The organism is Brumimicrobium glaciale (assembly GCF_004152935.1).
Classification (GTDB): domain Bacteria; phylum Bacteroidota; class Bacteroidia; order Flavobacteriales_D; family Crocinitomicaceae; genus Brumimicrobium; species Brumimicrobium glaciale.
This window is the reverse complement of sequence record NZ_SETE01000005.1, coordinates 171690-185068: the sequence shown is the minus strand read 5'-3', so window position 1 is coordinate 185068 and position 13379 is coordinate 171690. Positions and strand designations below refer to the sequence as shown.

Below are 13379 nucleotides of genomic sequence, written 5' to 3'. Positions count from 1 at the left end.
GAAGCGAAGCTTCAGCAACTTTATCCCACTAAACCAACCAATTGATTGTCATTCCGAAAATGCTAAGCATTGAGGAATCTCTTTTTTGAACCTAAACACCTAATAGGTAGTTGTCAAGAGGTTTTATCTCGTGGTCTGCGTATATTTTATTCCCTATCTATTAAAACACAAACTGTCCAAAAACATCAAATCAATTTATACTCAATATTCTTCGAATTCAGCGTCTTCAAAACATTATCATTAATGTCAACCTTCAAAGAACGAGAAGGCATTTCGATTTCAAGTTTATTTGCTGTGTCAAAAATTTTAAACTTCACCTGAAACTTCCCTTCATTTTCTTTGAAAATAGAATCAATATCCTCTATAAATGTATGGCTAACTTCGTTTAATGGAATAGATAATTCTAATGCACTTGCTTTTTGATCTCTTAGATTTGATAGGAAATCAATCTTTTGAATCTTGAATTCGAATTCATTTCGATTAAATCGTTTAGGCATTACTTTTCCTGTCATGAATATAAAGGATCCTTCAACCATATAATCTCTGAATTTTCCATAATCTTCCTGGAACAAGAATAACTTTGTTGAATCATTATAGTCTTCAATCAAAACTGTTCCAAATGGATCTCCTTTTCTAGTATGGCGGTGTTCAACCTCTGTGATTATAGCAGCTAGTGTAAACTCTAAGTTTTTGTATTCATCAACGTTGTTTATAAATTCTACACTTCCATTACAGAAAGAATCAATGTCGATTCTGTAGTCATCAAGTGGGTGACCAGAAATATAAATTCCAACAACTTCTTTCTCCTTATTCAATTTTTGAATAGAAGACCATTCTGCAACCAATGGGATTTTTGGAGCCGGTGTTTCTACTCCTGAATCTTCACCAAACATGCTTACTTGATTCGAATTAGCACTTTCTTGGTGATTACTTCCAAATTTAATAGCATTTGCTAAAAACGTACGGTTGTTTTCTTCTACAAAATATTGTGCTCTGTGAACATTCGAAAAAGAATCTAAAGCTCCTGATAAGGCTAAACCTTCGAATGCTTTTTTATTACATTTTCTTAAATTGACACGTTTTGTAATGTCAAAAATATCTCTAAAATGTCCGTTTTCTTTTCTTTCTTCTACAATTGCATCAACTGGACCACCTCCAACACCTTTTATGGCGCCTAGTCCAAAACGAACTGCTCCTTTTTTATTAACGGTGAATTTGAAGTTAGATTCATTTACATCTGGCCCTAAAACATCTAATCCCATGCGTTTACATTCTTCCATAAAGAAAGTAACTTGCTTGATGTCATTCATGTTATTACTCAACACAGACGCCATATATTCAGCAGGATAATTGGCTTTAAGGTATGCTGTTTGGTAGGCAATCCAAGCATAACAAGTCGAGTGAGATTTGTTAAATGCATAAGACGCAAAGGCCTCCCAGTCATGCCAAATTTTTTCTAACTTTCCTTTATTATGTCCAAGTTCAGCTCCTTGATTTAAAAATTTCGGCTTCAATTGCGCCAATAAATCAAATGACTTTTTCCCCATCGCCTTACGCAAGGTATCGGCTTCACCTTTCGTAAATCCACCTAACTTTTGAGATAAAAGCATCACCTGCTCTTGGTAGACTGTAATTCCGTAGGTTTCTTCTAGAAATTCTTTTGAAGCTTCAATGTCATAAACAATTTCTTGTTCTCCATTTTTACGTTTAATAAAGTCAGGAATATATTCTAACGGTCCCGGACGATACAAGGCATTCATGGCAATTAAATCGGCAAAAACTGAAGGTTTTAATTCCCTCATGTATTTCTGCATTCCAGGAGATTCATATTGGAAAACTCCTACAGTTTCTCCTTTCTGGAAAAGTTCGTAGGTTTTCAAATCATCTAATGGAAAATCATCAGGAACTAAATCTATATCATGAATATCCTTTACGAAAGCAACAGCATCTTTAATTAGCGTTAAGGTTTTCAGTCCCAAGAAGTCCATCTTCAAAAGTCCAGCTTCTTCAACCACCGAGTTATCGTATTGCGTACAATACATTTCGGAATCTTTCGCCAATGCCACAGGCACATACTCCGTAATATCGCTTGGCGTAATAATTACACCACAGGCGTGAATTCCAGTATTTCTAACATTTCCTTCTAATCGTCTGGCATTTCCTAAAACTCTAGCAGGTAAATCTGAACCTTTTGATATTTCAATCAATTGATTCGCCATGTTGATGCTTTCTTGATTGTTTTTCAGTTTTTCGGATAAATCAGCTGCATCTAAACCGAAAATCTTAGCCAATGAAATATCAGGAATTAACTTCGCTAATCTGTCCGCTTCGAAAAGTGGAAGATTTAAAACACGAGAAGTATCTCTAATCGATGATTTCGCAGCCATCGTACCGTAAGTGATAATTTGTGCTACTTGATTGGCTCCGTATTTATCAATTACCCATTGAATAATTCTTCCACGACCTTCATCGTCAAAGTCAATATCAATATCGGGCATCGATACACGGTCAGGATTTAGGAAACGCTCAAAAAGTAAGTCATAAGCAATTGGATCGACGTTGGTAATTCCGTTACAATAAGCAACAGCAGAACCGGCAGCAGAACCCCTTCCAGGACCAACAATGATTCCCATGCCTCGGGCTGCGTGACAGAAATCCTGAACAATTAAGAAATATCCAGGATAACCAGTGTTTTCAATTACCGACAATTCAAAATCGAGTCGTTCACGTACTTCATCATTTAAATCTGGATAACGTGTTTTTGCTCCCTCGTAAGTCAGGTGACGCAAGTAATTATTTTCACCGCGTTTTCCGCCGTCTTCCTTGTCTAGTGGATCTGTAAACTCTTCTGGGATATCGAAGGCAGGAAGTAAAATATCACTTGCCAATGTGTATTTCTCACATTTGTTAGCGATTTCCATTGTGTTTTCAATCGCTTGTGGAAGATCCGCAAACAATTCCTTCATTTCATCTGGAGACTTGAAGTAGTAGTTGTCATTTGGTAATCCATAACGGAAACCACGACCTCTTCCTTTAGGTGTTTCCACCATTTCTCCGTCCTTAATACACAATAAAATATCATGCACAGAAGCATCATTTTTATTGAGGTAGTAAGTGTTATTCGTCGCAACAAGTTTAATATTGTGTGTTTTTGCAAAGCGCAATAAAACTTCATTTACACGGCGTTCATCTTCCTGGTCGTGACGCATCAATTCTAAGTAGAAATCATCTCCGAATTGTTCTTTCCACCAAATTACTGCCTCTTCAGCTTGTTTTTCACCAACGTTCAGAATTTTAGATGGAATCTCTCCATACATATTTCCAGAAAGTACGATGATGTGTTCTTTATACTTTTCAACTATTTTTTTATCAATTCGCGGAACGTAATATTTACCTTCTGTAAAGGCAATAGATGACATTTTCGCAACATTATGGTATCCTTTTTTATTTTTCGCTAATAATACAACTTGATAACCATTGTCTTTCACCGTTTTATTAAGGTGGTCTTCACAAATATTGAATTCACATCCTATAATTGGAGTAATTTCTTTTTGATTATATGATTTCCCTTCTTTTTCAGCTGCTTCGCGCTCTTTTTTAACTCCTTTATTGAAAGCTGTAATGTGCTTTTCGAAATGAAAAGCTGCCATCATATTTCCAGTGTCGGTTAACGCGACTGCTGGCATATTGTAGAGCGCTGTTTTTTTAATTAAATCCTTGATGCTACTCGTAGACTGTAAAACAGAGAACTGTGAATGGTTATGTAAATGGACAAATGAAGTTTCGGCTAATATTTCAAGACCTTCTTCAATTTCCTCTTTTGAAACTTCTTCTTTCGTTTCATGTTGCGCTTTTAACTCTTCACTCTTTTTCTTAAGATTTAAATGTGTTAAGCCAACGGGTTGAATCACATCAGGATTGGCATCTAAATAATCCTCGATATAACTTTCATCCGCATGAAGTTCTTCAGCAGTGAAAATTCTTCTTCTTACTAACTCGAAGAAAGAACGAGCAGTTGCTTCCACATCGGCAGTTGCGTTGTGTGCTTCACCAAAAGGAACATCAAATAAATGTTTGTGTAGTTCCGTTAAAGTTGGCAATTTGAATTTTCCTCCACGTCCACCAGGAATACGACACAATTGTGCAGTAGTTTCGGTACACGTATCCAAAATTGGCATATCGTGCATTGGTGTTTCCATGTTTAAACGCACAAATTCCGAACCCATTACGTTGATATCGAATCCAACGTTTTGTCCAACGATAAACTGAGAACGCTCCAAGTCCTTGTTGAATTCCTCCATCATTTCAATGAGAGGAACACCTTCTGTTTCCGCTAAAAGTGTAGAAATCCCGTGAATACGTTCAGAATCGTAAGGAATATCAAAACCATCTGGACGAATTAAAAAGTCTTTAGATTCAACCAATTGACCTTTGTCATCGTGCAGTTGCCAAGCAATTTGAATACACCTTGGCCAGTTGTCTGTGTCAGTGTAAGGAAGGTTCCAATTCTTTGGTAAACCTGTTGTTTCAGTATCAAAAACTATATACATGGGAGCGGATTTTTACGTTTCAAAGGTACAAAATTGATAATTGATAATTGATAATTGTCAATTGATAATTGTGAACAATGTAAATGGTTAAAATATAGTAGGGACACAATGCATTGTGTCTCTACTATATATTTTGTCTCTACACTATTTTAAATAATTAATGCTATTTTTGTTTAAAACAATGTTATTATGAGTAATCCACAAGGTATACCGTCTGTTGATTTATCTGAGTTTTTATCAGGAGATGAAAAACAGCAACAGAATTTTATAAATAAACTTGGTTCTGCATACGAAGATATTGGTTTTGTAGCCGTTAAAAATCACGGAATTTCAAAAGAACTTATCGATCATCTTTATGCTCAAATGAAAGAGTTTTTTGGACAAAAAGAGGAAGTGAAAAACAAATACAATATCGCTGGAATAGGAGGTCAGCGAGGTTATACTCCTTTTGGAACAGAACACGCCAAAGGAAAAACAGCTGGAGATTTAAAAGAATTTTGGCATTTTGGTCAGTTCGTTGAAGACAATGATCCAATTAAAAAACAATATCCAGACAATGTAAATGTTGAAGAACAACCTGAATTTTTAAAAGTAGGTAAGCAATCATATAAAGCTTTCGAAGACACTGGAAGACATTTGTTGCGCGCGATAGCTTTGCATTTGGGATTAGAAGAAACCTATTTTAACGAGCATATACATAACGGAAATAGCATTTTACGTCCAATTCATTATCCACCAATTCTTGGAGAAATTGAAGAAGGAGCAGTTCGTGCAGGAGAACATGAAGACATTAACTTGATTACACTTTTAGTTGGAGCATCAGCAGATGGACTACAAGTATTGAACAAGCAAAATGAATGGATTTCTGTAACAGCAATTCAAGATCATATTGTAGTGAATGTTGGAGATATGTTGCAACGTTTGACAAACAACAAACTGAAATCTACAACACACCGTGTTATTAATCCGCCAAAGGAACAATTAGGAACTAGCAGATATTCTGTGCCTTTCTTCTTGCACCCAAGATCAGAAATGCCTTTGAATTGTTTGCCTTCATGCATCGATGAAGAGAATCCAAAAGCTTATGAAGATATCACCGGAGGTGAATATTTGATGGAAAGATTACGAGAAATAGGATTGATAAAATAATTGATAATTATCAATTGACAATGGATAATTAAAAAGGCGAAATCAATTGATTTCGCCTTTTTGCTTTAAATATTATTCAGCGAGAAATTGATTTCCGCATTAATTGATTTTTCAACGTGTCCAGAAAGGTTGACTGAGCGAAGCCGAAGCCAAACTTACGAATATCACCAAATAATTATCAATTATCAATTGACAAATAGTTATTCACCACAATCTTATCAGACTGCAGTTCATTCATCAAACTATACAATCCAAAAAATGCTCTATTGATATATATAAAATGCGTGGAACCTCTTCCAGCATCTGCTTTTCTTAATGAATCATCTTTTGAATATTTCGCAGCCATGTTTGCAATTTGATCAAAAAACGCTGGATTTGAAAAATCAAACTCTTTTTCATAAAACGGCAATGCAAATAAGCCTAACAGTTCTTTAAATATTTTAGAAAAGAAAACTGTTTCTTCTTTGGTATCTGTATCTTTTAAAATCTCTAATGCATATAATTGTTTCTCGAAAGCTATTGGATCATTTAGAATCTCAGGTTTTGTTAATTCGAAATAAGGGAAGTAAAAGTCTTCTGGTATTTCTTTCATACAACCAAAATCGATTGCAATTAATTCATCATCTTTTGAGACCATAAAGTTCCCTGGATGTGGATCTGCGTGTACTTTTCTTACTACATGGATTTGGTACATATAAAAATCCCAAAGTGCTTGACCAACTTTGTTCGCTCTTTCAGGAGAAGTATTTTCTTTTGCGAAAGTAGAAATTTGAATTCCTTCCATCCAATCCATTGTTAGGATTTTGTCATTAGACAACTCTTCATAGTAATAAGGGAAAAGTAGATTTGGAATGTGTCGACAAACATCTGAAACGGCTTTACTTTGTTGTAATTCCAAAGCATAATCTGTTTCTTCCATTAACTTTTCTTCAACTTCTTGAAAATAGCGATCTGCGTCTTTACCTTTTATGTTTAACATGCGTAAGGCGATTGGTTTCACCATTGCTAAATCACTTCCAATACTATCAGCAACGCCTGGATATTGAATCTTTACAGCGAGTTTCTTACCATCCTTTTCTGCCTGATGAACTTGACCAATACTGGCGGCATTAATAGCTTCATAATTAAACTTATCAAACAATTCTTCGGTATCTTTTCCAAAGTAACGTTTAAAAGTTTTTCTAACTAAAGGAGCAGATAAAGGAGGAACAGAGAATTGTGATAGAGAAAACTTTTCAACATAAGCTTGAGGAAGCATAGTTTTATCCATGCTCATCATTTGTGCCATTTTTAAGGCACTTCCTTTCATGCTTTTTAAACTGTCGTAAATATCGGTTGCATTGTTTTCGTCCAATTTAGCTTTTGCTTTTTCTTCAGAACCAACCAGTTTTTCACCGTAATATTTTAAATAATTGACACCAATCTTTGCTCCAGTTGACACCATTTTTGACGCCCTCTGAATCTTAGAAGTTGGTATTTTATCAATCGATTTCATTTCTTTTTATTTAGTTTTTACCCATTCTTTCTTTCCACAAAAACTTACCTAAACTTACAAAAGTATTTAAGGGTTTTGTGTTAAGTACTTCAAATCCTGCATGCATTGATTTTTCAATTAATACATCTGTTTTTTCAAAAGAAGGGGAGGTGTCATTCATCCAAAATTTCAGGGTAAATAATAGCTGACCATAAGAAACCTTTGCAACTCCTTTGTCAACTATGCTGGCAACATTATCAATGATCATATCAATTGACTTTATGTCCAAGGATTCTACAAAGTTTGTGTATTCTTCTTTTAAACCATCTAAGGTTTTAAGCGTCTTCATCTTGTTTTCATTCTCTTTCAAAATGTACATTACCAAACTTCTGTTTGCTGTTAGCATTTCAAAAAATGTAAAATAGAAACTTAATAGCTTATGTTTTGCATCTCCTTCTTGAAATTCTTCGTTATCAGATAAAAGAGTATGTGTGTTTTTAAATAAATCAACAAATACTGCTGAATCAATTGCTTTGAACGAATTGAAATATTCATAGAATTCAGCTTCCTCCATTTTACTTTCGGCAGCAAATGCATAAACACTTTTCGGCTTTTCGTTGTGGGTTAAAACATAGTTCGTGTAATTTTCTAAAATTACATCTCGGGTATTAATTTTCTGTACTTCCATGATTTAATTTTTTATTGATGACATTCCTCCATCTACATGCATAATCTGACCTGTTATCCAATTTGCTTTGTCAGATAATAAAAATACAGCCATTTCAGCAATATCCCTAGCACTTCCAATTTTTTTCATTGGGTGACGCTGTGCATTGGCTTCTTTCTTCTCATCTGAACTCAATAACTTACTTGCCAAGTTTGTATCTGTTAGCGATGGTGCAACTGCATTAAATCTAATTTTTGGAGCAAATTCAGCAGCCAAAGATCTAGTTAATCCTTCAATTGCTCCCTTTGATGCAGCGACTTGTGAATGGAAATTGAATCCGTTTTGCACTGCTACTGTGGAGAACATAACTACACTTGAAAGCTCTGATTTTTTAAGTCTAGGCAGTACTTTTTGAATGATTGAAATAGCACCATTTACTTGTAAGTTAAAGTCTGCTAAAAAATCTTCTGGCTTAATTCGAGCAAAGGGTTTTAGGTTTATACTCCCCGGACAATAAACTAATCCATCTAAAGTTTCAGGTAAGTAATCAAAATCAAATTCAGAATCTAAAACATCTAAATGATGATAAGTAACTTTATCGGTATCAGAATTTGATGAGTTTGAATTATAAGTAGCGAAAACTGTATTGTTGTTTTCTGCTAGAAGCTCTGTTATAGCAGCTCCAATTCCAGAAGATCCGCCAACGATTAAGTAGTTTTTCATATTGTATTTTGTTTCTATTTATAACAATATGAAAAGATAAATGTTTAAGGTTTTTAGCCTTATTTTATACGAAAGCTACAGGACTGCAAAAGTTTAAGTCGCCATTATAAGGAGAATTTTAATTTTCTAGCAGTAGGTTGATAGATGTTTACGCTTGACCTTAACGTTAATTTAAAGAAGTACGCAAGTCTTTGGCGCGGAGCTGAGTGCTAATCATTGGAATGCTTAATCTTGTCCCACATTTTAATCGGAATGACGCTGATTGTTCAGACGCGGATTATTCACGGATTATTTAGCTTAGAGCAAATTGGTATACCTTAATAGTGTTTGTAATCTGAAAATATAATTTACAATATCTCAATCAATTTCTCTAATCCAATTCCTCGTGAACCTTTCAATAAAATAAGGTTGTCTTTTGGAAGTGCCGTAGACAAAAACTCCATTGCTTTTGTTGTTGACTCAAAAGCAAGAATATCGTTTTCCTTGGCAAGACCAGAGAAAATACTTCCTACAAACATTCCTTGGAGTTTTAAACCTTTACTTAACTGAATAGCTTCTAGGTGATATTGATTTGTATTCTCACCTAATTCTAACATGTCTCCCAATACAAACATCTTGTTTTCTGATGAAATTTCAGCAAAGTTTTCCAATGCTGATTTTACACTTGTGGGATTCGCATTGTAAGCATCTAAAATTACAGTATTGTAACTGGTCTTTTCTAATTGCGATCTATTATTACTTGGTTTGTATTCTACCAAAGCGGAATTTATTTCATTTCCATCTACTTCAAAATGACTTCCGATGCAGATTGCCGCTAACATATTATAGAAGTTGTATTTTCCTATAATTTGTGTATTCACTGAAGGGGAAGAATAGTCTTTACTTTTCCATTTGAAACTCAACATCGGAGAAAGATCAATAATTTCTCCGCTTACATCAGCTTCTTCTGTCGTTCCATAAGTTGAAGTAGGGCAGGAATGAGGTAGTTTATTTTTAAGCACATCATCATCTGCATTGTAAAACAATTGACCTTTATTTTCTTGTATTGCTTTATATAACTCTGTTTTGGTCTTGATAATGTTTTCAGGACTACCAAACCCTTCAATATGTGCATGACCAATATTCGTAATTATTCCATGAGTAGGATGAGCTATGTCGGTTAGTTCTTTGATGTCACCTAGTTTGCTTGCACCCATTTCAATGATTGCCATATCATGTTCCTTATTCAATTGGAGTAGCGTAAGTGGCACACCAATATGATTGTTCAGGTTTCCTTTTGTAAATAGAACATTGTATTTCTTGATCAATACCGCAGCGACTAACTCTTTGGTAGTTGTTTTTCCATTTGTACCCGTAATAGCGATAACAGGAATGTCGAAAGAGTTTCTATGGTAAGAAGCCAATTTTTGTAAGAAGATTAAGCTATCCTTCACATAGAAAGTAGTTTTTTCATCAGCAACTGTTTTGTCATCAACAATTGCATATTTAGCTCCTTTTTCTATAGCTGCTTTTGCATATTTATTACCATCAAAATTATCGCCTTTCAAAGCAATAAATAAAGCATTTTCACTTATTTTTCTTGTATCGGTTGATACTTCAGAACATGCATAAAACAATTGAAATAATTCTTCCATAAAATTGCGTAAATAAAAAAGCCCTGACAATAACGTCAGGGCTTAAATATAATAAAAAGTATTTTTTATTTTCTATTTTTCTTTTGATTCATTCCACCTGGACTACCAATTCTGTCCATTGCACATCTGAATCCAATGTAATCGGTTGCTTTGTCTTCATCAAGGAATCTTCTGTTTCCACCTACCATCCAGTAAGCTCTATCTTTCCAAGAACCACCTTTGTAAACTCTAGATTTATTTGAAACTAAAGTTGTAGGCCATGCAGTACGATTATCACCTCCTGGTTGAATTCCAGTACCTTTCAAGTCATACTCTTCATGTTTGTTTTGGTACATAACTAAGTCTGGATCACGTTTCGCTTGATTAATATCGTTCTTACGTTTTGTGTTGTCATAATGAATTGAAGATTCAATATCACCATCAACATAGTCAATGTAATCTGCTCTTCTGTAATTCAGACGTCCAATATTTTCTTCTTCAGTTACATTTCTGTATTTCAATTTACCTGGTGTTTCTATCATAAAATCAGAGAATCCGTTTCTAAGAATTGAGATGATTTCGTAAGCATACTCACCACCTAGATCACCTTCTCTAAATTCATCAACAAATATTCCTTCGAAAAGATTTTCTTGAACATACATGGATGCCTCAGTATCTAATTTGTCGTTTTTGTATTCAACAGCTTTGTCTAAAATCGCATTGATTTCCTTCAAAATACGCAGTTCTTGAACATCTTTTTCACTGTTATGAGAAACATAGTAAGGATCTGGAGCATACCCTCTAGAAACAGGGTTTTTAGATTCATTGGTCTTCATAATTCCTTTCGTAATTACTTGATCATCTGGATCGTGTTTTTCTGCAGATACTCTTTGGAAACGAATTCTTTCAAACTCATTCAGGTATTCTTTCATTCCATGAACATCATATTCAACCTGGAAGTTTTTCTCATCAATAGCTCCTTCGTAATTCAAAACTTTTGTTTGGAAAACGTTACCTCTAAATGGTCTGAAATCATCCACATCTTCAGAAGATAAAGGTCTGTAAACATCAAGTACCCATTCTGCAACGTTACCAGCCATGTTGTAAAGTCCATTGTCATTGGGCCAGTAGTGGTCAACTGGAGCAGTTACATCGGCACCATCGTTTAAGTTACCTGCAACTCCCATGTAATCACCTCGACCACGTCTAAAGTTGGCACGGATCTCACCTTGAAATTCTTCGTTATCTTGACGAACATAGTGTCCATCCCATGGATAAATTCTTCTGCTACTTATAACTTCTGAATCGTCTCCGTTCATGTTACCAATCAATCCGTAGTATGCAAATTCCCATTCAGCTTCAGTTGGTAGACGGTATCTTGGAAGTAAAATTCCATCAGACATCCTTACTTGACGTTCACCAAGTGTTCTACCTCTTTTTCCTGTTAGTTTAGAAGGATTTAAATCAGTAAGGTTTTGACGAACACTTTCGTCACCTTTTCCATTCAAATATGCTTCTGTGTTAAAAGTAGTTTCATCCATCTGGTTGATGTTGAAATCTAATACCCCTTCACGAATTAATAGGTATTCATTTACTCTGTCTGTTCTCCATTTACAATAATCATTAGCTTGTAACCAAGAAACACCAACTACAGGATAATCTCTGTATGCAGGGTGACGTAAATAATATTCAACATATTTCTCGTTGAATCCTAATTGTGAACGCCATACCAATGTATCAGGTAAAGCATTTTTATATACCATTGGGTAAGTTCCGTCATAGGCTCTACTTAACCAATAAAGATATTCATTCCAGTGAAAGTTCGAAACTTCCGTTTGATCCATGTAGAAAGAAGAAACTGTTAATCTACGTGGTCTATTATTCCAATCGTACATAACATCATCTTCAACACGTCCCATCGTGAAAGTACCCCCTTCAACTAAAACCAAACCTGGTCCAGTTTCTTGATCCATAAAAGGAACCTTTTGAAACCCTCCCAATCCTGGATTGTTATAATCCCAACCTGTAGTGTTTGAGGTCTCCCTAGAACAAGAAGAAACGATTGCGATAGCACTGAATGCTATTAGCCACTGTGTTAGTCTTTTCATATTTTTGGTCTTTGTTTTCATAATTTAACTCTTCAACTTATATACAAATAACGTCTTTTTTATCTTTAGTTACAAACTTCTTAAAAAGAAGGACAAGAAATAGTTCTAAAACTTGGTTTCTTTGTCTTGCAATTCAAATCAAATCCTAATGATATTTCATGTGAACCGCCTGTAACACCGTTGTTTAGTTTTGATACCGTAACATCATAACTGTATCCAACTTTTATTGTTCCTGTATTTATTCCTGCTGATAAAATAAATGCATCTCTAGAACGGAACCAAACTCCAGCGGTAAATGCTCCATATTGAACATAAGTTCCTAATAATAATTCCATAAAGCCTTGTTGATATTGGTATATCATATTTGGCATAATTGAAATATCAGTATTGTATTGAGATTTTCCTCCTAAAGCAAGTTTTGCTCCTGCATGTCCTGTTAAACGAATAGGCATTGGACTATTTCCAACAATTACAGATTCATCAGGCATGTTTAAATGATGAGCGGAAACTCCAAAGAAAAACTTCTCTGTAAATCCTACCATTCCAGCAGAAACATCAAAGAAACCACGTGAACCTCCTCTTGGAACATCACCTGTTGCATAAATAAATCCTCTTCTTGGATCAATCATATCGCCAAATGTTAGTCTGTCCCAATCCAAAAATTTCTGATTCCAAGTTGCTTTACCTGCAAACATCATTGTGAATTTACGGTTAACCTTTAAATGGTAATTGTAAATTAAACTCAAGGTGGTATGGTTAATTGTTCCTTTTCCTTGTTGGTCATGTGTCATTATAACACCAAGTCCACCATTGATTCCTTTAAAATATTGGTCATAAGACGCAGAGTAAGTCACAAAAGAACCTGAAAGTGCTGGCCATTGATTTCTGTAGTTTACAGCAAATCTTGGACAACCATGACTACCCGCAAATGCAGGATTCAAATAAATAGGATTCGCATAGAACTGCGAAAACTGTGGATCTTGGGCGTATGTCTTACTGTTAAGTGCACTGACAATTAGTAGTATAGTCAGTGTAAATATTGTAATAAAATTATTTTTCAGCATAGTTTAACTTTACATATAACATAAACAACGT

General features: G+C 34.9%; 8 protein-coding genes. 1 reads left to right on the top strand and 7 read right to left on the bottom strand.

Going from position 1 to position 13379, the window contains the following annotated elements; all coding sequences use genetic code 11:
* Positions 1-185: 185 nt before the first annotated feature.
* Positions 186-4550 carry a DNA polymerase III subunit alpha gene (dnaE, locus tag ERX46_RS12455; RefSeq protein WP_130094200.1) on the bottom strand — a complete coding sequence of 1455 codons (4365 nt, stop codon included), beginning with the start codon at positions 4548-4550 and terminating at the stop codon, positions 186-188.
* 189 nt (positions 4551-4739) lie between these two features.
* Between dnaE and ERX46_RS12450 the strand changes: the two genes are divergently transcribed.
* Complete coding sequence (locus tag ERX46_RS12450) at positions 4740-5699, top strand: isopenicillin N synthase family dioxygenase (protein ID WP_130094199.1); 960 nt, start codon at positions 4740-4742, stop codon at positions 5697-5699.
* A gap of 178 nt (positions 5700-5877) precedes the next feature.
* On the opposite strand, the gene ERX46_RS12445 is transcribed toward ERX46_RS12450, so the two are convergent.
* The 6 genes from ERX46_RS12445 to ERX46_RS12420 form a co-directional block, all read right to left on the bottom strand.
* Positions 5878-7194 carry an ABC1 kinase family protein gene (locus tag ERX46_RS12445; protein ID WP_130094198.1) on the bottom strand — a complete coding sequence of 439 codons (1317 nt, stop codon included), beginning with the start codon at positions 7192-7194 and terminating at the stop codon, positions 5878-5880.
* Between the two features lie 10 nt (positions 7195-7204).
* On the bottom strand, positions 7205-7861 hold the full coding sequence (locus ERX46_RS12440; RefSeq protein WP_130094197.1) for a TetR family transcriptional regulator C-terminal domain-containing protein: 657 nt from the start codon (positions 7859-7861) through the stop codon (positions 7205-7207).
* A gap of 3 nt (positions 7862-7864) precedes the next feature.
* Positions 7865-8563, bottom strand: coding sequence for an SDR family NAD(P)-dependent oxidoreductase (locus tag ERX46_RS12435; protein WP_130094196.1), 699 nt, complete (start codon positions 8561-8563; stop codon positions 7865-7867).
* 347 nt (positions 8564-8910) lie between these two features.
* Complete coding sequence (locus tag ERX46_RS12430) at positions 8911-10197, bottom strand: UDP-N-acetylmuramoyl-tripeptide--D-alanyl-D-alanine ligase (protein WP_130094195.1); 1287 nt, start codon at positions 10195-10197, stop codon at positions 8911-8913.
* 65 nt (positions 10198-10262) lie between these two features.
* A complete protein-coding gene (locus ERX46_RS17600; protein ID WP_207214168.1) occupies positions 10263-12284 on the bottom strand; it encodes an SUMF1/EgtB/PvdO family nonheme iron enzyme in 2022 nt (673 codons plus the stop codon).
* An 80-nt stretch (positions 12285-12364) separates the two neighbouring features.
* Positions 12365-13348, bottom strand: a complete 984-nt coding sequence (locus ERX46_RS12420; protein WP_130094194.1) for a PorP/SprF family type IX secretion system membrane protein — start codon at positions 13346-13348, stop codon at positions 12365-12367.
* Positions 13349-13379: the final 31 nt, after the last annotated feature.